This window comes from Verrucosispora sp. NA02020, assembly GCF_013364215.1.
Lineage (GTDB): Bacteria > Actinomycetota > Actinomycetes > Mycobacteriales > Micromonosporaceae > Micromonospora.
The window spans coordinates 4,520,719-4,542,346 of the sequence record NZ_CP054923.1; the positions used below are offsets into that span (position 1 = coordinate 4,520,719).

Genomic DNA, 21,628 nt, shown 5'->3' on the forward strand with positions numbered 1-21,628 from the left:
GCGGTGGCAACGAGGGGACGGGGCCGTGTCACCGCAGTGACATCTGTAGTTGGGTGCGAATCCACGAAAACGTAGACATCGGCGGTGCCGAGCCCTGACGGGCAGGTGCGACAGGCACGACCGCGCCGAGTTCGGGCGCTCATCGTGACGCCATCGGCCGTTCGACGGAGACCTGACATGAATGTGCTTGGTGCTGACGTATTCACGCCACTGGTGGACGCCACTCACGTTTGCTCGACGATGAGCGGCCGGACGAATGGCTGATCCGAGGTCGTCGTGGGTAGCCGTTCGTGGGGTGCATGAGCGGGCCAGTGATCATTTTTGGGCGTTCATGGAGGATCGGAGTGTGCGGTTTCTGCCGCACCTGTACGCGTCGATGTTCTTCACCACGCTCGGACAGGTGATCGCGGGGCGGGACGATCCGGCGGGGCGGCGGGCGGCGCTGGCCGTGTTGGGGCGGATGTACCAGCGGTTCGGGCTGCACGCCTATCACGACACCGCGATCAGCGCGGCGTTGGTGGACACGGTGGGCCGGTTCTCGGGTACGGCCTGGGACGCGGGGACGGCGGGGCGCTGGGAGCGCGGGTGCCGGCGGGCGTTGCGGCTGGTGGAGCGGGTGGCGGGGGCGGTCGGCGACGGGCCGCAGGTGATGGTCGGTGAGGTCGAGTCGCGGGTTGAGCCGGTCGCCGGGGTGACGGTGTTGACGGTCCGGCCGGTGCGGCGGTTGCGGTTCCGGCCGGGGCAGGCGGTGCCGGTGGGTACGCCCCGGCTGCCGGGTGTGTGGCGGTGGTACTCCCCGGCGAACGCGCCGCGTCCGGACGGGACGCTGGAGTTCCATGTGCGCCGTGTCTCGGCGGGGACGCTGTCGCCGCTGCTGGCGACGCAGGTCCGGCCGGGCGACACGCTCTGGCTGGGGCCGGCGGTCGACGTGGGGTTGTCGCTGGAGGCGTCCGGCGGCGCGGATCTGCTGCTGGCGGCCGGTGGGACCGGGCTGGCGCCGTTGCGGGCGATGGTGGAGCAGGTCGCCACGGCCCCCGGCCGGCGGCGGGTCACGTTGGTGGTGGGCGCGCGCACCCTGTTCGACCTGTACGACGCGTCCACCCTGGACCTGCTCCAGCGGGCCCATCGCGACTGGCTGACCGTGGTGCCCGCGTTCTCCGACGATCCGGCGGTGGCTCCGGCCGCCCGGGGTGACCTGGTCACGGTCGCCCGGCGTCACCATCGGCCAGGGCAGGCGGTGTACGTCTGCGGGCCTCCGGCGTTGATCGAGGCGGCCCGGTCCCGGCTGTGCGGCTCCGGCATCGCCACCGCCGATCTGCACCTGGCGGTCACGTTCGGGCGGGGCGGGGACTCGGCGCGGTGGGGACGGCGGCCGGGGCGGCAGCGGGACCAGTGTGCCGTCGACCGTCCGGCGGAGGCGTGACGTGCGACGACTCATAATTCGCCGGGCCAACGCCGCCGATCTGCCCGCGTTGACCGGGCTGCTCACCGCTGATCTGGCGAGCGGGCGGTTGGCGTCCTGGCTGGTGCCGGACCCGGTCCGGCGGCGGGCGCTGCTGGCCGCGTACGCCCGGTTCGTGGTGGCGCACGGCCTGGCCCACGGCCAGGTCGAGACCAGCGGGGACCGCGCCGCCGTGGCGATCTGGTATCCCCGGCTCGGGCCGCCCGCGCCGGCTGCGGCGGCACCGTTCGGCCTGCACCGGGTGCTCGGGCGCGACGCGGGCCGGTTCGTGCTGCTGCACGCGCGCACCGACGCGGTGCACCCGCACCGACCGCACCACCGGCTCGCCCATCTGGCCGGGGACGAGCACGCCGGGCAGGCACTGCTCGCCGCCCGCCACCGGCTGATCGACCCGCACGCCCTGCCGTCGTACGCCGACATCGTGACCGACCGGCCCCGGACCGGCCTGCTCGCGCGACTCGGCTACGCACCACGCACGCCGGTCCGGCTCGACGGCGGCGGTCCGGTGCTGTGGCGGCTGTGGCGGGCCGCGCCCGACCTCGACAGCGTTCTGCCCCGCCGGGTACGCGTGCACCGCGTCCCGGCTCCCCGACACTCCCAGGAGGATCTGCCATGCCGACCCTGACCGGCTCCGCGCACGTGCCGGTGGCGCTCGCCCGCCGTACCCTCACGCCCTTCGGGTCGTGGGTGTTCGGGGCCGCCGCCTCGGCACCGCTGGTGGTGCTCGTCGGTGGTGTGCCCGCCACCTACGCGACCACCGGCGTGGTGGCGCTGCCGTTGACGTTCCTGCTGGTGGCCGGGGCGGTGGCGCTGCTCGCGGTCGGTTACACCGCGATGGCCCGGCAGGTCGGGCACCCGGCCGCCCACTACGGCATCGCCGCACACGGGCTGGGTCGTGGCGCGGGTGTCGCCGCCGGTCTGGTCGCGCTGGTCGCCTACAACGCCATCCAGATCAGCCTGTACGGGCTGTTCGGTGCGACGGTGGCCGCGCGGCTCGGCGGCGCGTGGTGGGTGTGGGCGGGCCTCGCGCTGGCCGTCGTCGGCGTGCTCGGGGTGCGCGCCATCGTGCTGTCCACCCGGTTCCTGGTCGCGGTGCTGGCCGCGTCGCTGCTGGTGGTCGCGGTGTTCGTGCTGGCCGCCGTGGCACGCCCTTCCGGCGGCACGCTGTCCTGGGCGGGTTTCGACGCGTCGGGGTTGGCGGTCAGCGGTGTCGGCGGTGCGGTCGCGTTCTGCGTGGCCGCGTTCACCGGCGTCGACGCCCCCGGTTCGCTGGTCGAGGAGACCACCGACCGTCAGTCGCTGGGTCGGGTCACCGTCGGCGCGGTGGTCGTCCTCGGTGCCGTCTACACGCTCGCCGCCTGGGCGATGGGGGTCGCGGTCGGTCCCGGCGAGGTCGCCGCGCTGGCCGCCGACCCGGCGGCCGGGCTGCCGTTCGCGGTGCTGGCGCGGGCCGGCGGCGGGTGGCCGCCGGTGGCGGAGGTGCTGCTGGTGCTCGCGATCCTCACCTCGATGCTGGCCTTCCACAGCGTGGTCGCCCGGTACGTCTTCGCGATGGCCCGCGAGCAGGTGCTGCCCGCCCGCCTCGCGCACTCCGGCACCGGGACCCGGATCAGCGCGCCGCGCGGTGGTTCGCTGGCCCAGAGCACCGTGGCGGCGGTCGTGGTGGCCGCGTTCGCGCTGCACGGCGCCGACCCGCTCGCGATCATGTTCACCTGGTTGTCCACGCTGGGCGCGATGGGGCTGCTCGGCCTGCTGCTGATCGCGTCGGTGGCCGCGACGACCGCCCCCGCCGCCGTACGCGGTCCCCGGCCGGGACGCGGGGAGTGGCGGATCGCCCCCACCCTGGGGGTGTTCGCCGGGTCGGCGCTGCTGGCCGCGATGGTCGGCAACGTCGGATCGCTGCTCGGTGCCGCACCCGGCTCGCCGTACCCGTACCTGCTGCCGCTGATTCTTCTCGGCGCGGCGGTCGGTGGCGGGCTGTGGGCCCGGCACCTTCGTGCCCGCCGCCCCGACGTGTACGCCGGCATCGGTCGCGGCACGCCGCGGACCAACGCCGTGCCCGACTCAGTCGACGTGGCGATCTGAACGGGGCAGTCGATGACCACACATGCCACGACCGTGTCACCGGAGGCCCGACGCTGGGCCGACCTGCGCCGGCAGATCGTCTTCCGGACGAAACGGCTCAACGTGGGCCACCTCGTCGAGGCGGACCAGCGCTACGGGCGACGGGACGCGCTCGGCCCGCACGGGGTGATGCTGTTCTTCGTCTCCGCCGCACCCACCGAGCCGCACGGCTATCGGCTGCACACCGCGTACCGGCTGTGGTTGGCCTCGCCCGAGGCCGACGACCTGCCCCGGCTCCTCGGTGAGCTGGCCGACATCGCGGCCGAGAACGTGGCCCGCTGCACCGCCACCGGCGACCGGTGGCATCCCCTCGGGCCGCACCGGTCGATGGTCAACGGCGGTGACATGAGCCCACCGGTCGGTGCCGTCTACGTCGGCGTCGGAGTCACCACCCTCGACACCGACCAGGGCCGCTGGCACCAGGTCGCCCGGACCCTGCGCGACGCGCCGCCCGGCGGTCGGCGACTGTCCGCGTTCGACCTCAAGGGCCAGTGCTACGCGCTGCTGACCGACGGCACCGCCCTGCACGTCGACCGTAACCCGCACGCCCGTCTCGGTGTCGACGGCATCCGCTGTACCCGGACCCTCGACCCCGACCGGATCATCCACTACAACCCGCACCACGACCTCACCGAGCAGGGCGACCAGCACACCCGCGAGGTGTGGCGGGCCCTCGGGTCGCTGCACACCGTTCTCGCCGCTCACCTGCTCCCCCGGGAACGCCCGTGACCGACACCCCGACGCTGCCGTCCGTCGTGGACGCCGACCTGGTCGACCTGGGACGCGACCGGATCGACGTGGCGGCCGTACTCCGTCATCTGGTCGACCGGGCCGACGCCGCCGCGTCGACGAGCATCGGTTTTCCCGGCGCGGTCGACCTCGACCACGGTGAGGTGATGGCGCGGCTCGGCCGGCGGCTGTGGAACAACATCGGCGACCCGGCCACCGACCCGGGCGGCGCCGCCCACACCAAGGCCATGGAACGGGCCGTCGTGGCCTGGGTCGCCGACCTGCTGGCCATGCCCGCCGCCGACCGATGGGGGTACGTCACCACCGGCGGCACCGAAGGCAACCTGGCCGCCCTGCACGCCGCCCAACGCCGTCATCCCCGCGCGGTCGTCTACCACTCGACCGCCGCCCACTACTCCATCCCCAAGATCCTCGACATCCTCGGTGCCCGACGTCTCGCAGTACCCGCCCGTCCGGACGGCGAGATCGACCACGAGCAGCTCGCCGCCCAGCTCCGCCGACGACCCACCCGCCCGGCGATCGTGGTCGCCACCGCCGGCACCACCATGACCGAAGCCGTGGACGACCCGGCCCGTCTCCACGCCGTCCTGGCCGCCCACCCGGCCGGCGGGCACCTGCACGTCGACGCCGCCCTCGCCGGTATCCCGCTCGCCCTCGACGGTCGACTCCGCCTCGACCCGGCCAGTGGTATCGACAGCATCGCCATCAGCGGCCACAAGTTCTTCGGTACGCCCACCCCGTGTGGTGTCGTCCTCCTCCGTGGTCGACTCCGCTGCACCGGCACCCCCGTCGCCTACACCGACACCGTGGACACCACCGTCACCGGTTCCCGCTGCGGCCTGGCCGCCGACCTGCTCTGGCACGCCATCGCCACCCACGGTCGCGAGGGGCACCGGTGGCGGGTCAGCGAGGCTCGCCGCCTCGCCGCGTACGCGGTCGACCGGCTCACCGCAGTCGGCTGGCCCGCCTGGCGTCACCCGCACGCCTTCACCGTCGTCCTCGACACGCCGCCGGCATCCGTACGCCGCAAGTGGCTCCTGGCGACCGACGGTCCGATCAGTCACATCGTCTGCATGCCCGGCCTCACCAAGGGCCAGATCGACGCCTTCGTCGCCGACCTGCGACCAGACCCGGCAGTGCGCACTGCTCCGGACCCGGCACCGCCGAGTGGTCCGGCACCGCCGAGTGGTCCAGCGGCACGCAGTGCTCCAGCAGCGCGGAGTGCTCCAGCAGCGCGGAGTGCTCCGTCAGCACGGACCCGGACGGCGGCACGCAGTGATCCGGCCGGGCGCAGTGATCCGGCCGGGTGGACCGGTACGGCGGCGCGGACGGTGGTGCCACCGGGCTGAGTTTCCGGGGCGGATCAGGCTCGCGCCTTCCGCCCCGGGTTCTGCGGTGGTCGTCGGGCCCGGCGACCACCTGGCCGGCTGCCGCTCCAGGGAGGGGACGGCACCGGTCGGTGGCCGGCGGCGAGGGACAGCGTGGTCCTGCGCCGCCGGCCACCTCGACACCTGCGCGACGGATTCGCACGGCAGCTCTGCGCGCCGTCCGGGCATCGGCCGCTCTCCGCGCCATCCGGATGTTAGGAGGGGTCCCCTGCTATGCACGAGGCGTTAGCAGGGGACCCTTCCTTACCTCGAAGCTCGCGCGGTACGCGCCGTACCTCAAAGCTCGCGCGGGTGCGCCTGCGGTCGCGGCGGTTGCCTGGGGTGATCAGAATGGCGGGATGACGCGTACCCGCTGGACCGCCCTGATCGCGGTGGCCGCTCTCGCGACGGTCGCCGGCTGCTCCGACGGGGCGGAGTCGGAGTTGCCGGTGCGGTCGGCGCCCCTGCCGGCCGAGGTGCGGGGGCTCGGTGCGGCGGTGTTGGCGGTGCCGGTGGCGGACGAGCGACGTAGCGACCTGGTCGGCTTGCTGGCGGTGGACCGGTTCGGGGACGACGTGGCGGGGGTGACGCCGGTCCGGCGGCACGTCGACCTCGCCCTGGGTGATCCCCGGTTCCCGACGGTCGCGCGAGGGCTGGCGGAGGACCGGCGGGACGCGCTGCTCGTGGGCGGTCGGCTGCGGGACGTCACGTTGCCCGAGCACACGTACGCCCGGGAGGTCACCGGCGTCGGTGCCGGGCTGTCGATCACGGGATCCCGGTGCCTCACGGTGACCGGCGAGGGTGCGATCGCGCAGCCGTCGGTGGAGGCGTCCTGCACGGCCGCCGAGCTGGGTGGTGTGATGTGGCAGGACCGGCCGCGCACCGGGTACGGGGGGATCGACCTGAAGACCGGAGCGGCGAGTCCGCCCGTGACGGTGCCGTCGTACCCGATCGCCGCCAGCGCGGACGGCCGCTACCTCGCGGCGCTCAGCAAGGATCGGCCCCGGCGGCTCGTCGTGGCGGACACCTCGAACGGGCGGTCCCGGCCCACCGTCGAGCTCGGCGGCGGGACCGTCCAGGGGGCGATGACAGAGGGCGGCTTCGCGGTGCTGCACCTGGTCGACCGGCAGCGGACGGTCAGTGTGGTCGCCCCGGACGGTGCGGTGCGGACCCTGCTCAGCCCGGTCGGGGAGGTCGCCTTCGCGCCGGACGGGAGTCGTGCCCTGGTGGTGGACACCCGCTCCGACAGTCGCCGGCTCGCCGTGCTCGATCTCTCGACGGGCGCGGTCACGCCGGTGGCGGACCTGCCGCCGATGACGGGGTCGGTGACCGCGACCGTGTCCGGGGACACCGCCCTGGTGGTGGACGTGCCGTTCGGGCCGGACTCCGGCGAGCCGACGCCGCGACCCACGCGCGCCTGGTCGGTGCGGCTCGCCGAGGCCACCGCGACGCCGCAGCCGAACCCGCCCGCCGCGTCGGCGGTGCTGGTACGCAAGACCGACACCCCGCCGGCCGTCGCGTCGACGGTGTCGGCGGTGATGTTCCAGCCGGGCGGCGAGACGCTCACCCTCAGTCCCGACGGTACGGTGACCACCGCCCCGCCGGGAGCCACGCCCACTGCGAGCCTCGGTGGCGGTGCGGTGCTGCACACGCTGGTCGACTCCGACGGGGAGGAGCGGGCCGACCGGGTGTTGGTGACCGACGGGTCCGGCGGTGCGACCGAGGTGTCCACCGGTGCCGGCGACGACCAGCGTGTCGACCGGGTGATCCTCACTCCGGACGGTGGACATCTGTTGTTCTCGCTGCGTCCGACCCGTCCCCGGGGGCAGCCGAGCGATCTCGACGCCGTGGTGGTGGCGCGGCGCGACGGCTCCGGCGAACCGGTCGTCGTCTACCGGGGCGCGGTGCTGGCCGGTCTCGGTGTGGAGCAGACCAGCACCCCGTGACCGGGTGACGGTCGGGCGGTCAGTGCATCGCCTGGGTGCCGATGACGGCCAGTAGTTGCAGCTTCTCGTAGCTCTCGCTGCCGGGGACTGCGGTGTAGACGAGCAGCGAGTGGCCCTGCCCCGGGTCGACGAGCGCCTGGCAGGTCAGCTCCAGCATGCCGAGCTCGGGGTGGACGAAGTGTTTCACCTCGTGCGGGCGGATGCCGACCTCGTGGTCCTCCCACACCTGCCGGAACTCGTCGCTCTGGGTCAGGAGCAGGTCGGCCAGGTACGCGGCGCGGGAGCCGGGGCCGCGCAGCGTGACGATTTCGCGTAGTCCGGAGGCGAACATCCGGGTGAGGTGCGGGTGGTCGCGGGGGTCGTAGCGGGCGCGGGTATCCGGGTCGGTGAACCAGCGGTAGCCGATGCTGCGGGCCGGGCCCTGGTAGCGGGTCAGGTCGCCGGTGAGCGCGACACCGAGCGCACTCTGTCGGAGCGTCTCGCCGAGTTCGGTGACGATCTCCGCGGGCGTGTCCTGGAGGCGGTCGAGGATGCGCAGCAGCCCCGGGCTGATGTGGGTGCCGGCGGCGCTGGGCGCGGGCGGGTTGTGCCCGGCGAGCCGGAACAGGTGGTCGCGCTCGTCGAGGGAGAGGTGCAGGCCCTGGGCGATGGAGGCGATCATCTGCTCCGAGGGTTGCGGGCCGCGTTCGCGTTCCAGCCGGGAGTAGTAGTCGGTCGACATGTGGCAGAGCGCCGCGACCTCCTCGCGCCGCAGCCCGCTCGTGCGGCGGCGTTGCCCGCGCGGCAGGCCGACGTCGGCGGGTTGCAGCGACTCGCGACGCCGCCGCAGGAACTGCGCCAGTCCGGTCCGGTCGATCGCCATGGGTGCCTCCTTCGGTGCCGCCTCGTTTCTACCGCCCGCGCCGGCCGGTAGCCACGGCCCGCCGATCCCCCCTTCGCCGCGCTGACCCGGCCGCGCGATCCGGGGATCGACGGTCCCTGAATAACGCCGCCGGGATCTCCGAGGGTGGAGACACCGACACGATCCCAGGAGTACGAACATGCCAGGTAAGACGATCGACATCAGCGTTCCCGACCTGTCCGGACAGCGGGCGGTCGTCACCGGGGCGAGCGACGGCATCGGGCTCGGCATCGCCACCCGGCTCGCCGCCGCCGGAGCCGAGGTGATCCTGCCGGTACGCAATCCGGGCAAGGGCGAGGCGGCGGTCGCCGCGATCCGCCGTCAGCACCCGAGGGCGACCGTGTCGCTGCGGGCGCTCGACCTCTCCTCGCTCGCCTCCGTCGCCACGCTGGGCGAGACGTTGCGTGCGGAGGGTCGGCCGATCCATCTCCTGGTCAACAACGCGGGTGTGATGACCCCGCCGCAGTTGCAACGCACCACCGACGGATTCGAGCTGCAGTTCGGCACCAACCATCTGGGGCACTTCGCGCTCGTGGGTCACCTGCTGCCGCTGCTGCGCGACGGTCGGGCGCGGGTGACGTCGCAGGTCAGCATCGCGGCGAACCGCAACGCCATCAACTGGGACGACCTGAACTGGGCGCGGTCGTACGACGGGATGCGCGCGTACAGCCAGTCCAAGATCGCATTCGGGCTGTTCGGGCTCGAACTGGACCGCCGCAGTCGGGCCCACGGCTGGGGTATCACCAGCAACCTGTCCCATCCGGGGGTCGCCCCGACCAGCCTGCTCGCCGCGCGTCCCGAGGTGGGTCGCCAGCGGGACACCATGGGCCGACACATGATCCAGACCATGTCCAGGCTCGGCGTCGTCGTGGGCACGGTCCGGACCGCGCAGCTTCCCGCCCTGTACGCCGCCACCTCCCCCGCCGCCGTCGGTGGCCGGTTCTACGGGCCGAGCGGCATCGGGAACCTGGGAGGTGCGCCGGCCGAGCAGAAGCTCTATTCCCGGTTGGGTGACGCCGCCGAGGCGCAGCGCGTCTGGCGGGTGTCGGAGAAGTTGACGTCGGTGTCGTACCCGACCGACTGAGGCGAGTGCGTGTGGGTGCCCCGGATGCCGCCCGGCGCGGCACCCGGGGCGTCCCGGGCCCCGTCGGCCCGTCATCCGCGTACCGCGACGGGATCGACCGTCGCGGTACGCCGCTGGTGGGTGCGGATCAGGTCGGCGTAGCGGGCACCGCTGGCCTTGAGCGTGCGCCGCTGGGTGGCGTAGTCGACGTGCACCAGGCCGAAACGCTTGTCGTAGCCGTACGCCCACTCGAAGTTGTCCAGCAGGGACCAGGCGAAGTAGCCGGTCACCGGGGCGCCCCGGTTCACCGCCGCCGCGCACGCCGCCAGGTGCCGTTCCAGGTGGTCGGTGCGTTCCGGGTCGGTGACGGTGCCGTCGGCGGCGACCACGTCCGGCCAGGCCGAGCCGCTCTCGGTGACCAGGATGCGGGGCGGGGCGTACTCCTGGCCGACCTCGACCAGGAGGCGTTCCAGGCCGGCCGGATGCACCTCCCAGTCCATCGCGGTGTGCGGCACGTCGGGCACCGGCACCTGCCGGGCGTACGGTGCCGGGCCGTCCGGGGCGTCGGCGGCGACCTGCCGGAAGTAGTAGTTGACGCCGAGGAAGTCGGTCGGGGTGGCGATGATCGCGAGGTCGTCGCCGCGCACCGGTGGTTCCACGCCGTAGGTGGCGACCATGTCGGTCGGGTAGCCCCGGCCGTGCAGCGGATCCAGCCACCAGCGGTTGACGTGCCCGTCGAGTCGGCGGGCGGCGGCCAGGTCGGCGGGTCGGTCGCTGGCCGGGTCGATCGGGCTGAGGTTGAGCACCGGCCCGATCGACGCGGGGGCGGCGGCGTGCGCCCGGATCGCGGTGGTGGCCAGACCGTGGCCGAGCAGCACGTGGTGGGCGGTGTGCACGGCACGGCCCAGGTCCCGCTCGCCGGGGGCCATCCGCCCTTCGAGGTGACCGATCCAGGCGACGCAGAGCGGCTCGTTCACGGTGCACCAGTCGGTGACCCGGTCGCCGAGGCGGGCCGCGACCACGGCGGCGTAGTCGGCGAACGCCTCGGCGGTGTCCCGCTGCGGCCAGCCGCCCCGGTCCTGCATCGCCTGCGGCAGGTCCCAGTGGTAGAGCGTGACGAAGGGGCGGATCCCGGCGGCCAGCAGCGCGTCGGTCAGCCGGTCGTAGAAGTCCAGCCCGGCGGCGTTGACCGGGCCGACGCCGTCGGGTCGGACCCGGGGCCAGGCCACCGAGAAGCGGTACGCCTCGACGCCGAGCTCGCGCATCAGCGCCACGTCCTGCGGCCACCGGTGGTAGTGGTCGCAGGCGACCTCGCCGGTGTCGCCGTTGTCGATGGCACCCGGCCGGGTGCAGAAGGTGTCCCAGATGGAGGGTCTGCGGCCGTCGGCGTGGACGGCGCCCTCGATCTGGTAGGCCGAGGTGGCGACTCCCCAGAGGAAGTCGGGCGGCAGCGGGGACAGGTCCGGCACGGGCGGGTTCTCCTCGGTTATCACGGTGGACGGGCTCACTTGACCGCACCGGCGGTGAGGCCGGCGACGAAGTAGCGCTGCAACGCCAGGAAGCCGGCGACCACCGGCACGCTGACCACCAGCGAGGCGGCCATCACCTGGTTCCAGTAGACGTTGAACTGGGTGGAGTAGCCCTGGAGGCCGACGGCGAGGGTGCGGCTGCTCTCGTTGGTCAGCACCGAGGCGAACAGCACCTCGCCCCAGGCGGTCATGAAGGCGTACACGGTCACCGCGACCACGCCGGGCACCGCCGCCGGCAGCACCACCTGGAACAGGGTGCGCAGCGGGCCGGCGCCGTCGACCTGGGCGGCCTCGTCGAGCCCGCGCGGGATCGAGTCGAAGTAGCCGACCAGCATCCAGATCGAGAACGGCAGCGAGAAGGTGAGGTACGTGATGATCAGGCCGGTGCGGGTGGCGTAGAGCGCGATGCCGGTGGCGTTGCCCAGGTTGACGTAGATCAGGAACAGCGGCAGCAGGAACAGGATGCCGGGGAACATCTGGGTGGAGAGCACGGTCACCGAGAAGATCTGGCGGCCCCGGAACCGGTAGCGGCTGACCGCGTACGCGGCGAAGACCGCCACAGTGACCGAGAAGAGGGCCGCCACGCTCGCCACCAGCAGGCTGTTGAGCAGGTACCGGCCGAGCGGGACGGTCGACCACATGTCCACGAACGCCTGCACGGTCGGGCGTCGGGGCCACCAGGTGAAGGCGGCCTGCACGTCCTGCAACGGTTTGAGCGCCGAGCTGACCATCACGTAGAGCGGGACGAGCACGAACCCGGCGAGCAGCGTCAGCACGATCCGGCGGGACCAGCGTTCGGCGGCGGTCTCACGCATCGTTCCTCCGTCGGTTGGTCAGCAGCAGGTATCCGGCGGTGACCAGCAGCAGGAACAGCAGCAGCACCACCGACATGGCCGAGCCGGTGCCGAAGTCCCAGGTCTGGAAGGAGCTGCGGTAGATGTGCAGCGAGATCAGGTCGGCCTCGGCCGGTGCCGAGCCGCCGAAGAGCACGTACGGGGTGTTGAAGTCGTTGAACGTCCAGAGGAAGAGCACCAGCAGCAGCACCAGGTTGACCGGGCGCAGCATCGGCAGGGTCACCGAGCGCAGCCGACGCCAGAACCCGGCGCCGTCCATGGCGGCGGCCTCGTACAGCTCGTCGGGGATGTTCTGCAGCCCGGCCATGATGCAGAGGAAGGCGAAGGGCCAGGTCCGCCAGATCGACACGATCAGCAGCGCGACGAAGCTGTTGTCGCCGATCAGCCAGAACGGTGGCTCGTCGACCAACCCCAACTGGTCGACCAGCACGTGGTTGACCAGGCCGGTGTCGCGCTGGAACAGGAAGGTCCAGGTGATCACGGCGGTGTAGACCGGCAGCGCGTACGGGGTGAGGAACAGTGCGCGCAGCACCGCCCGGCCCCGGAAGGGGCGTTGCAGCAGGACGGCGGCGGTGGTGCCGAGCACCCAGGACAGCCCGACGGAGAGCACCGTGTAGACGACGGTGACCCGGAACGAGCGCAGCAGTTCGGCTCCGGCGGCGGAGTCGACGTCCAGCACGACGCGGTAGTTGTCCAGCCCGACGAAGGGTGCGCCGGACCAGTCGCGGATGTGGAACTGGGTGAGTTCCAGCAGGCTCATCCACGTGCCGACGAGCATCGGCACGACGTGGATCGCCAGCTCCAGCACGATGGCCGGGGCGAGCAGGAGGTACGGCAGCAGCGAGCGGCGGGGTCGGCGGGAGCGTCGTCGCGCGGGCGGCCCGGTTTCGGTGGGGGTGCCGACGGGCGGCGAGGTGGTGACGGCCATCAGGGTCCTTCCGCAGGCTGGCCGTGGGAGGGTCGGCGGGCACCTCCCACGGCCAGCGGTCCGTGGTCAGCGCATCTGCTGCTGGGCCCGGGTCAACTTCTCCCGGACGCTGTCCTCGGTGACCGGCCTGCCACTGGCCGCGTCGGCGAAGAGTTCCTTGATGGCGGTGCCGACCAGGGTCTCGAAGGTGCTCTCCTCGGGCACCTGCGGCAGCGGGGCCGCGCTGGTGGCCAGCGTCTGGGCGAGGACCTTCTGCTCGTCGGCGGCGAACGCCGGGTCGGCGGCGACGGTGTTGACCGCCGGCAGCGAGCCGTACGTCTTGTTCAGCGTCACCTGCGCGGTGTCGCTGGTCATGAACTTGACGAAGTCCAGTGCGCCGTCGAGGTTCCCGGTGTGCTTGAACACGGCGATGTTGATGCCGGCGACCATGCTGTTGACCTGCTTGCCGCCGGCCGGCGGGGTGGCCGGGAACGGCACCGGCGCCACCCCGTACGCGTCCGGGGCCATGTTCTGTGACCGCAGGTTGGCTCCGGCGGCCTGCCAGAGCAGCATGGCGGCCTTGCCGTTGGCGAAGTCGGAGACCGACTGGTTCTGCGCGTACTCGGCGTTGCTCGGGTTGACGATCTTGTCGGCGGCCATCAGGTCGACGTAGCGCTTGACGGCCGCGACGTTCTGCGGGGTGTCGAAGCTGGGCTTGCCGGCCGCGTCGAACCAGTCGCCGCCGTACTGCTGGCCGAAGGTGAAGGCGTGGTGGGCGTTCTCCGACGGGTTGGCGCCCTCCACGGCCAGGCCCCACCTGCCGTCGCCGGTGAGCTTCTTCCCGACCTCGGTCAACTCCTCCCAGGTGGTCGGCGGGGCGGTGACGCCGGCGTCGGCGAACGCCTTCTTGTTGTAGTACAGCGCGTAGGCGAGGCTGTAGAGCGGGACGGCGGCCGGCGGCTTGTCGGCGGCACCGGCGGCGGCCAGGGCGGCGGGGACGAAGCGGTCCTTGCCGCCGATCTTGTCGAGCGTGGCGTCGTCGAACTCGACCAGCGCGCCGGTGGCCTGCAACGAGGCCGACCAGGTGTTGCCGATGTTGACCACGTCCGGGCCCTGCCCGGTGGTGGCCGCGGCGAGCAGCCGGTTGAGCAGGTCCGACCAGGGGACCACCTCGACGTTGACCGTGATGCCGGTCTGCTGGGTGAACCTGTCCAGCTCGGGCTGGAGGATCGCCTTGTCGGCCTCCAGGCTGGCGCCCTGGTTGCTGGCCCAGTAGGTGAGGGTCTTGCCGGACCCGCCGGAGGAGTCGCCGGAGCCGCAGGCGGTGAGCGACGCGGCGGCCAGCACGGTCGCGGTGAGGATCGCGAGGTGTCGTCTCGACACGGTCTGCCCTTTCGATGGGGGTGGTGGGGACGCCGGTCGGGCCCGGGAGGACGGGGCAGGGTGGGCGGGACCGGGCGGTGGGTGGAGGCGGAGAGGCTCCCGCCGGGTTACATCACGTCTTAATTAATGTCGTCATTAAAATGGCTCGGCGGGGGGCCGTCAAGCACGGGCCGTACAGTCGCCCCGGGGCGGGCCGATCAGGATGAGGTGACACGTGGAGCTGGCGCGGGCGACGAACCGCAGCGTCCGGGTGCGCAACCGGTCGGCCCTGCTGTCCCGGATCTTCCTCGACGGCCCGCTGACCCGGCAGGATCTCGTCCGCAGCACCGGCCTGAGCCAGCCGGCGGTGAGCAACGTCGTCGGCGACCTGATCGACGAGGGCCTGGTGATGGAGGCCGGTGCCGCCGAGTCCGACGGTGGCCGACCGAGCATGATGCTGCGGATCGCGCCCCGGCACGCCGTGGTCGTCGGGGTGGACGTCGGCGAGACCCGGGTCCGGGTCGAGCTGTTCGACCTGGCGATGATCCTGCTGGCCAGCGCCGAGTACCCGTTGGAGGACGGCGGCACCGAGCCGGCCACGGTGGCCGGGCACGTGCTGACCGGCATCGACCGGGTGCTCGCCGAGGCCGACGCACGCCACGACGAGGTCCTCGGCGTCGGCATCGGCGTCTCCGGGGTGGTCGAGCAGGGCGACCGGGCCGTGGTGGACGCGCAGACCCTCGGCTGGGACCACGTGCCGCTGGAACGCCTGATCGCCGAGGGCACCGACCTGCCGCTGTACATCGACAACGGCGCCAAGACCCTCGGCCAGGCCGAGATGTGGTTCGGTGCCGGCCGGGGCGCCCGGCACGCGGTGTTCGCCCTGGTCGGCTCCGGTGTCGGCGCGTCCGTGGTGACCAACGGCGTCACCTACCGGGGCGCGTCCAGCAGCGCCGGCGAGTGGGGGCACACCACCCTCGTGTACGGCGGACGCCCCTGCCGCTGCGGCGCCCGGGGCTGCCTTGAGGCGTACGTCGGGGCCGAGGCGATCATCGACCGCTATCGCGAGGCCCGGCGCGGTCGGGCGGTGCCCGGAGCCGACGAGGAGTCGCAGATCGCCGCGCTGGTGGCGGCGGCCGAGACGTCGTCGACCGCCCGCCGGGTGCTCGACGAGACGGCCGACTACCTGGGCGCCGGGGTCGCCAACCTGATCAACCTGTTCAACCCCGAGCGGGTGGTGCTGGGCGGCTGGGCCGTCATGGCGTTGGCCGAGCTGCTGCCCGCCGTCCGGGCCGCCGCCGGTCGCCAGGCGCTGCGCCTGCCGTACGCCCAGGTCTCGATCGAGCTGGGCGAACTCGGCGTGGACGCGGTGGCGCTCGGTGCGGCCACCCTGCCGATCGCCCGGCTGCTCGCCACCGGCGGCGTCCGTCGCTGAACGACAAAGCGAACCTTCGGGATAAATAACGAAGTTATAGATCGATGTCTTGACGCCGCCGTGTCGCCACCGCAACACTCTGCGGCAGACGCCCCGGCGTCCACGGTGCCCTCCCGGCGGCACCACCCTCGGTGCGAGGAAAGGCCCCTGCCAACGCCTGCGGTAGTAGCGGGGTCCCCTCCTCACACCCGGCCTCACCACCAGCCCGTCCCGTCCCGCACCCCGTCGCGCCCGACGTCCGCACCCCACGACCGACAGGCGACGTCATGACCGCACGCGCACCCCACGCACCGCCACCGCACCTCCGCCGACGACCCACCACCCGGCACCTGCTCGCCGGGCTGGCGGTGACCCTGGTCGCCGCCCTCGTCCCGACCGTCGGCGCGGCACCCGCCCAGGCCGCGCCCACCCTGCTGTCCCAGGGCCGCCCGGCCACCGCGTCCTCCACCGAGGGTGGCGCCTACCCCGCCTCGGCCGCCGTCGACGGCAACTCCGGCACCCGCTGGTCCAGCGCGTTCGGCGACCCGCAGTGGCTCCGCGTCGACCTGGGCGTCCGGGCCACCCTCACCCAGGTCACGTTGGCTTGGGAGGCCGCGCACGCCCGTGCCTTCCAGATCCAGGTCTCCGACGACGGCGCCGCCTGGACCACCGTGTACAGCACGGGTACCGCGACCGGCGGCACCCAGACCGTCGCCGTCGGCGGCGCCGGCCGCTACGTGCGGATGTACGGCACCCAGCGGGCCACCGGATACGGCTACTCGCTGTGGGAGTTCCAGGTCTGGGGCGAGACCGGCGGCGGCACCGGTGACCCGGTCGAGCCGACCGACCCGCGTAACCCGAACCTCGGCCCGAACACGTTCGTCTTCGACCCGTCCACCCCCACCGCCACCATCCAGAGCCGGCTGAACACGCTCTTCACCCAGCAGGAGACCAACCAGTTCGGGCCGCAGCGCTACGCCGTGCTGTTCAAGCCCGGCACCTACACCGCCGACGTCAACCTCGGCTTCTTCACCCAGGTCGCCGGACTCGGCATGTCACCCGACGACGTCAACCTCAACGGGCACGTGCGGGTCGAGGCGAACTGGTTCAACGGCAACGCCACCCAGAACTTCTGGCGGGCCGCCGAGAACCTGTCGGTGACGCTGCCCGCCGGTGTGCAGGTGGAACGCTGGGCGGTGTCGCAGGCCGCGCCGTACCGGCGGATGCACCTGCGCGGCGCGCAGAACCAGATCCAACTCTGGAACGGCCACGACGGCTGGTCCAGCGGCGGCCTGATGGCCGACACCCGCATCGACGGCCTGGTCGTCTCCGGCTCACAACAACAGTGGTACTCCCGCAACAGCGAGTTCGGCAACGGCTGGACCGGCTCGGTGTGGAACATGGTCTTCCAGGGCGTGGCCGGCGCACCCGCACCGAGCTTCCCCAACCCGTCGCACACCGTCGTCCCCACCACCCCCGTGGTGCGGGAGAAGCCGTTCCTCTACGTCGACGGCACCGGCGAGTACCGCGTCTTCGTGCCCGCGCTGCGCACCAACTCCACCGGCACCACCTGGTACAACAAGACCCCCGCCGGCTCGTCGATCTCGTTGGCCGACTTCTTCGTCGTCCGGCCCGGCACCTCGGCGGCCACCATCAACGCCGCCCTCACCCAGGGCAAGAACCTGCTGTTCACCCCCGGCGTGCACCGGGTCACCGCACCGATCCAGGTCAACCGGGCCAACACGGTGATCCTCGGCCTCGGCCTGGCCACCATCCAGACCGACAACGGCACCGTCGGCATGCGGGTCGCCGACGTGGACGGCGTCAAGGTCGCCGGCATCATGTTCGAGGCCGGCACCACCACCTCACCGGTCCTGATGGAGGTCGGCCCGTCCGGCTCGTCGGCCGACCACGCCGCCAACCCCACCTCGCTGCACGACGTCTTCTTCCGCATCGGCGGACCGGGCGTCGGCCGCGCCACCACCAGCCTCGTCGTCAACAGCGACGACGTGATCGGCGACCACATGTGGCTGTGGCGCGCCGACCACGGTGACGGCGTCGGCTGGACCGTCAACACCGCCGACACCGGGCTGGTCGTCAACGGCGACGACGTCACCATGTACGGCCTCTTCGTCGAGCACTACCAGAAGTACCAGACGATCTGGAACGGCGACCGCGGGCGCACGTACTTCTACCAGAACGAACTGCCGTACGACCCGCCGAACCAGGCCGCCTGGATGAACGGGTCGACCCGGGGTTACGCCGCGTACAAGGTGGCCGACTCGGTGACCGGTCACCAGGCGTGGGGGCTGGGCAGCTACGCCTACTTCAACGTCGACCCGTCGGTGGTCGCCGAACGCTCCTTCGAGGTCCCGAACAACCCGAACGTGCGCTTCACCAACATGGTGACCGTGTCGCTCGGCGGCGTCGGCACCATCAACCGGATGATCAACAACGCCGGGAACACGGTCAACAGCGCCAACCAGGTCGCGTACCTGACCACCTACCCGTAGGACCACCGTCGGGTGCCGGGCCGTGCGCCCGGCACCCGACGCCGGTCTAGAGCGCGGCCGCGGTGCGGACCAGCCCGGCCACCGACCGCGAGCGGCTGTGCGCGGGCCAGGCGAGCACGGTCGATACGTACGCGGCGTCGGTCAGCGGTACGGCGGTGTGCGCGCTCCACAGCCAGGACCGCGACGAGGCACAGAGGACCGCCATGGTGTGCCCGAGGGCGATCAACTGGGCCACCTGCGACTGGTCGTGGATCTCCGGCCCCGGGCCCGGTTCGTAGCTGCCGTCCGGACGCGGCCACCGGGCCAGCGGCAGATCCGGCAGGTCACTGATCTCCGCCATGCTCAGCGAGGTACGCGCGGCGAGCGGATGCCGGGCCGGCAGGATCGCCACCTGCTGCTCGGTCAGCAGGTCCTCGGTGTCGAAGCCGGCCAGGTCGTCGAAGGGCCGCTGCATCAACGCCACGTCGGCGCGACCGTCCCGCAGCATCCGCGCCTGGTCCCCCATCCCGCACAACAGCACCTCGATCTCGGCCGCGCCGGGCTCCGCCGCGTACGCCGTGAGAAGTGTGCGCAGCAGCTCGTGGTTGGTGCCGGCCTTGGTGGCCAGCGTCAGTCGGTCCGGGGCGGTCGCCGCCCGACGGGTCCGGCGGGCGGCCGCCGACGTGGCGTCGAGGATCGTGCGGGCCTCGTCCAGCAGCACCCGACCCGCGCCGGTGAGCGTGACGCCGCGCCGGTCACGGTCGAATAGCGTCACCCCGAGACGCCGTTCGAGCTGCCGGATCGCCCGCGACAGCGGCGGCTGGGCCATGCCGAGGCGCTCCGCCGCGCGGGTGAAGTGCAGCTCCTCCGCCACGGCCACGAAGTACCGCAACTCGCGGGTCTCCAGCGTGTCCACCTCCCGACGGTACTGCGCCGATACCGGTGAGGTATCAGCACGGACCGAAACGGTGTAAGGACACCGCTGCCCGCCGCGCCACCATCGGCGTCATGAACGACACGAAGACCGCGCTGATCACCGGCGCGAACAAGGGACTCGGCTACCAGATCGCGGCCGGCCTGGGCGTACGCGGCTACCGGATCGCGGTCGGTGCCCGCGACGAGGCCCGGGGCGAGGCGGCCGTGAAGACGCTGCACGCCGCCGGGGTGGACGCGTTCACCGTGCCCCTGGACGTCACCAGCGACCGCAGCGTCACCGAGGCCGCCCACCGTATCGATCGCCAGGGCGGACGCCTGGACGTCCTGGTCAACAACGCCGGCATCTCCGGACCGACCGGGCCGGGGTGGGCGCAGGACCCGACCACCCTCGACCTGGACGTCGTCCGCGCCGTCGTGGACACCAACGTCCACGGCGTCATCCGGGTGACCAATGCGATGCTGCCGCTGCTGCGCCGCTCCCCCGCCCCCCGCGTCGTCAACGTCTCCAGCAGCGTCGGATCCCTCACCTGGCAGACCGATCCCACCGTCGAGGTCGGCCCGATCATGGCCGCCTACTCACCGACGAAGTCGTACCTCAACGCGGTGACCGTGCACTACGCCCGACAACTCGCCGGCACCGGCATCCTGGTCAACGCCGCCTGCCCCGGCCTGGTCGCCACCGACTTCACCGGCGGCCTCGGACGCCCGGCCGACGAGGCCGCCGCCACCCCGATCCGGCTCGCCACCCTGCCCGACGACGGCCCCACCGGCACCTTCTCCAACGACGACGGCCCCATCCCCTGGTGATCTCCGGCCGCCCCCTCGACCGCACTCCGGCCACCGAGGGGGCGGCCCTCGGTCCCGGTCGCCCCGCGAGTGCTCTCGCGGGCGGCGTGCGCCTGACGACCGCCGACCACCTGACCCCGGCGTGCAGGGCGATCTCCGGCTTCCGGCCCGGCGGCTACGGCACCGCAGTCTCGCGGTCCCGGTGACCGGTGCCATACCGGGCGACGATGGTGCGGACGGCTTCTTCCACCACCGCCGTCGTGCGGGCCGGGGTCACCGTCCAGTCTGGAAGCAGAAGACGCGGCCAGAACAGGTAGTTGGAGATCATCCCGAGGAACTGCGTGGCGGCCATCTCCGGGTCGGCGATGTCCGCGGTCCCCGCGTCGCACTCCGCCAGGAGGTAGATCCGGACGGACTCGAAGTACGGCAGTTTGCCCTGCGAGAAGTGCGCCTTGGCCAACTCGGGAAAGCGTGGCAGTTCGGCGATGACGATGCGGAACAGATCGGTCATCTCCGGCTGGCTCACCAGCGTCGCGTAGCGCCGTCCGAGAGCCGTCAGCCCGGTCGTCAGGTCACCCGCGGGTGGCACGTCGGCGACGTCGCTCTCGGCCCACGAGTCGATGACGATGGCATCGAACAATGCCGCCTTCGTCGGAAACTGCTTGAACAGCGTCGCTTTCGACACGCCGGCGCTGTCGGCGACACGTGCCAGGGACGCCCGGTCGTAGCCCAACTCAAGGAAGAGCTCGGTGGCGGCCTGCACGATGAGCGCGCGCTTCTCCTCCGCCACGCGCTGGTGATAGGCCGACGGCGCTGGAGTCATGCGACCATCATAGCGAGGTGAGTGGGTTGACTCACCACCCGACAGGGCGTAACTTCGGGGTAGTGAGTCGCTCGACTCACCACCCGGTCTCGGGTAGTCGTCTCTCGTCCGTACTCGGAGGATCCGATGTCCCTCTTCGCTGATCAGACCGTTCTCGTGACCGGCGGCACCGGCGGGCAGGGGGCCAGCCACGTGCGGGCCCTGCACGCCGAAGGCGCCAACGTCGTCATCGGTGCCAGGAACGCCGAGCGTGGGGCTGACCTCGCCGCAGAGTTGGGCGACAGGGCGCGTTCCGTCCGCCTCGACGTGTCCCAGGAGGAGTCGTGGGCCGCTGCCGTCGCGGAAAGCGAGAACGCCTTCGGCGCACTCACGATCCTGGTCAACAACGCCGGGGTACAGAACCCGCCGGCCCTCATCGAGTCCACCGACGTGGCTACCTGGGCTCGCATCCTCGACGTCAACCTCACCGGCACCTTCCTCGGCATCAAGGCAGCCGCCCCGGCGCTACGGCGCGCGGGGGGAGGATCGATCATCAACATCGCCTCCACCATGGGCCTCACCGGCACTGCCTTCTATGCGCCCTACGCCGCCAGCAAGTGGGCGATTCGAGGGCTCACTCAGACCGCCGCCATCGAGTTGGGCCGCGACAACATCCGCGTCAACACCATCCACCCCGGGGTGATCGCCACCCCGTTCATCACCGAGCCGGCGGCCGGCGCCGACGCCCCGATCGCCGACTTCTACTCGCCCGAGCCGTTCGCCGTCCCGCGACTCGGGCAGCCCGCCGACATCACCGCGCTGCTGTTGTTCCTCACCTCGCCGCACGCGACCTTCATCACCGGCGCCGAGTACGTCATAGACGGGGGACTACTCCTCGGCCCCGCACTGCAGAAGGAAGCCGCGTGACCGGCG

General features: G+C 72.3%; 18 protein-coding genes. 11 read left to right on the forward strand and 7 right to left on the reverse strand.

What is annotated here, in order from left to right; translation table 11 throughout:
• The first annotated feature begins 346 nt into the window (after positions 1-346).
• The 6 genes from HUT12_RS19670 (at position 347) to HUT12_RS19695 (ending at position 7,649) form a co-directional block, all read left to right on the forward strand.
• Positions 347-1,423, forward strand: coding sequence for an FAD-binding oxidoreductase (locus HUT12_RS19670; protein WP_254876894.1), 1,077 nt, complete (start codon positions 347-349; stop codon positions 1,421-1,423).
• Between the two features lies 1 nt (position 1,424).
• On the forward strand, positions 1,425-2,087 hold the full coding sequence (locus tag HUT12_RS19675; RefSeq protein WP_176094312.1) for an N-acetyltransferase: 663 nt from the start codon (positions 1,425-1,427) through the stop codon (positions 2,085-2,087).
• A complete protein-coding gene (locus HUT12_RS19680) occupies positions 2,075-3,547 on the forward strand; it encodes an APC family permease (protein ID WP_176094313.1) in 1,473 nt (490 codons plus the stop codon). Before HUT12_RS19675 ends, HUT12_RS19680 begins: the two co-directional genes overlap by 13 nt.
• 12 nt (positions 3,548-3,559) lie before the next feature.
• The gene (locus tag HUT12_RS19685; protein WP_254876895.1) at positions 3,560-4,315 is read left to right on the forward strand and encodes a hypothetical protein; all 756 of its coding nucleotides are present in this window, start codon (positions 3,560-3,562) and stop codon (positions 4,313-4,315) included.
• Complete coding sequence (locus tag HUT12_RS19690; protein ID WP_176094314.1) at positions 4,312-5,685, forward strand: histidine decarboxylase; 1,374 nt, start codon at positions 4,312-4,314, stop codon at positions 5,683-5,685. The genes HUT12_RS19685 and HUT12_RS19690 overlap by 4 nt, the downstream gene beginning before the upstream one ends.
• A 377-nt stretch (positions 5,686-6,062) precedes the next feature.
• The gene (locus HUT12_RS19695) at positions 6,063-7,649 is read left to right on the forward strand and encodes a hypothetical protein (protein ID WP_176094315.1); all 1,587 of its coding nucleotides are present in this window, start codon (positions 6,063-6,065) and stop codon (positions 7,647-7,649) included.
• A gap of 19 nt (positions 7,650-7,668) precedes the next feature.
• On the opposite strand, the gene HUT12_RS19700 is transcribed toward HUT12_RS19695, so the two are convergent.
• On the reverse strand, positions 7,669-8,511 hold the full coding sequence (locus tag HUT12_RS19700) for a helix-turn-helix transcriptional regulator (RefSeq protein WP_176094316.1): 843 nt from the start codon (positions 8,509-8,511) through the stop codon (positions 7,669-7,671).
• 178 nt (positions 8,512-8,689) lie between these two features.
• Here HUT12_RS19700 and HUT12_RS19705 point away from each other — a divergent pair, with 178 nt between their 5' ends.
• Positions 8,690-9,634, forward strand: coding sequence for an SDR family oxidoreductase (locus tag HUT12_RS19705; protein ID WP_176094317.1), 945 nt, complete (start codon positions 8,690-8,692; stop codon positions 9,632-9,634).
• Between the two features lie 71 nt (positions 9,635-9,705).
• Here the strand turns inward: HUT12_RS19705 and HUT12_RS19710 are convergent, their stop codons facing one another.
• From HUT12_RS19710 to HUT12_RS19725, 4 genes are all read right to left on the reverse strand, one after another.
• Entirely contained in the window at positions 9,706-11,121 is a 1,416-nt protein-coding gene (locus HUT12_RS19710) for a GH1 family beta-glucosidase (RefSeq protein ID WP_254876896.1), read from the reverse strand.
• Positions 11,118-11,957: a carbohydrate ABC transporter permease gene (locus tag HUT12_RS19715; RefSeq protein WP_131052660.1), complete on the reverse strand. Its 840-nt coding sequence runs from the start codon at positions 11,955-11,957 to the stop codon at positions 11,118-11,120. The genes HUT12_RS19710 and HUT12_RS19715 overlap by 4 nt, the downstream gene beginning before the upstream one ends.
• Positions 11,950-12,924: a carbohydrate ABC transporter permease gene (locus HUT12_RS19720; protein ID WP_131052661.1), complete on the reverse strand. Its 975-nt coding sequence runs from the start codon at positions 12,922-12,924 to the stop codon at positions 11,950-11,952. The genes HUT12_RS19715 and HUT12_RS19720 overlap by 8 nt, the downstream gene beginning before the upstream one ends.
• Before the next feature lie 66 nt (positions 12,925-12,990).
• Positions 12,991-14,286, reverse strand: coding sequence for a sugar ABC transporter substrate-binding protein (locus tag HUT12_RS19725; RefSeq protein WP_131052662.1), 1,296 nt, complete (start codon positions 14,284-14,286; stop codon positions 12,991-12,993).
• A 214-nt stretch (positions 14,287-14,500) separates the two neighbouring features.
• Between HUT12_RS19725 and HUT12_RS19730 the strand changes: the two genes are divergently transcribed.
• On the forward strand, positions 14,501-15,700 hold the full coding sequence (locus tag HUT12_RS19730) for an ROK family transcriptional regulator (RefSeq protein WP_176094318.1): 1,200 nt from the start codon (positions 14,501-14,503) through the stop codon (positions 15,698-15,700).
• 266 nt (positions 15,701-15,966) lie between these two features.
• A complete protein-coding gene (locus HUT12_RS19735) occupies positions 15,967-18,192 on the forward strand; it encodes a discoidin domain-containing protein (RefSeq protein ID WP_176094319.1) in 2,226 nt (741 codons plus the stop codon).
• Between the two features lie 46 nt (positions 18,193-18,238).
• Here the strand turns inward: HUT12_RS19735 and HUT12_RS19740 are convergent, their stop codons facing one another.
• Positions 18,239-19,078, reverse strand: coding sequence for a LysR family transcriptional regulator (locus HUT12_RS19740; protein ID WP_217706102.1), 840 nt, complete (start codon positions 19,076-19,078; stop codon positions 18,239-18,241).
• Positions 19,079-19,179: 101 nt separating this feature from the next.
• On the opposite strand from HUT12_RS19740, the gene HUT12_RS19745 reads away from it, so the two are divergent.
• Positions 19,180-19,914: an SDR family NAD(P)-dependent oxidoreductase gene (locus HUT12_RS19745; RefSeq protein WP_176094321.1), complete on the forward strand. Its 735-nt coding sequence runs from the start codon at positions 19,180-19,182 to the stop codon at positions 19,912-19,914.
• A gap of 154 nt (positions 19,915-20,068) precedes the next feature.
• Here HUT12_RS19745 and HUT12_RS19750 read toward each other — a convergent pair whose 3' ends face one another.
• On the reverse strand, positions 20,069-20,716 hold the full coding sequence (locus HUT12_RS19750; protein WP_176094322.1) for a TetR/AcrR family transcriptional regulator: 648 nt from the start codon (positions 20,714-20,716) through the stop codon (positions 20,069-20,071).
• Between the two features lie 126 nt (positions 20,717-20,842).
• Here HUT12_RS19750 and HUT12_RS19755 point away from each other — a divergent pair, with 126 nt between their 5' ends.
• Complete coding sequence (locus HUT12_RS19755; protein WP_176094323.1) at positions 20,843-21,622, forward strand: SDR family NAD(P)-dependent oxidoreductase; 780 nt, start codon at positions 20,843-20,845, stop codon at positions 21,620-21,622.
• The last annotated feature ends 6 nt before the right edge of the window (positions 21,623-21,628 follow it).

Bases quoted from the DNA above. Each gene is read 5' to 3' on its own strand.
- HUT12_RS19680 (WP_176094313.1), top strand. From the start codon at position 2,075: ATGCCGACCCTGACCGGCTCCGCGCACGTGCCGGTGGCGCTCGCCCGC.
- HUT12_RS19685 (WP_254876895.1), top strand. From the start codon at position 3,560: ATGACCACACATGCCACGACCGTGTCACCGGAGGCCCGACGCTGGGCC.
- HUT12_RS19695 (WP_176094315.1), top strand. From the start codon at position 6,063: ATGACGCGTACCCGCTGGACCGCCCTGATCGCGGTGGCCGCTCTCGCG.
- HUT12_RS19700 (WP_176094316.1), bottom strand. From the start codon at position 8,511: ATGGCGATCGACCGGACCGGACTGGCGCAGTTCCTGCGGCGGCGTCGC.
- HUT12_RS19705 (WP_176094317.1), top strand. From the start codon at position 8,690: ATGCCAGGTAAGACGATCGACATCAGCGTTCCCGACCTGTCCGGACAG.
- HUT12_RS19715 (WP_131052660.1), bottom strand. From the start codon at position 11,957: ATGCGTGAGACCGCCGCCGAACGCTGGTCCCGCCGGATCGTGCTGACG.
- HUT12_RS19720 (WP_131052661.1), bottom strand. From the start codon at position 12,924: ATGGCCGTCACCACCTCGCCGCCCGTCGGCACCCCCACCGAAACCGGG.
- HUT12_RS19735 (WP_176094319.1), top strand. From the start codon at position 15,967: ATGACCGCACGCGCACCCCACGCACCGCCACCGCACCTCCGCCGACGA.
- HUT12_RS19745 (WP_176094321.1), top strand. From the start codon at position 19,180: ATGAACGACACGAAGACCGCGCTGATCACCGGCGCGAACAAGGGACTC.
- HUT12_RS19750 (WP_176094322.1), bottom strand. From the start codon at position 20,716: ATGACTCCAGCGCCGTCGGCCTATCACCAGCGCGTGGCGGAGGAGAAG.
- HUT12_RS19755 (WP_176094323.1), top strand. From the start codon at position 20,843: ATGTCCCTCTTCGCTGATCAGACCGTTCTCGTGACCGGCGGCACCGGC.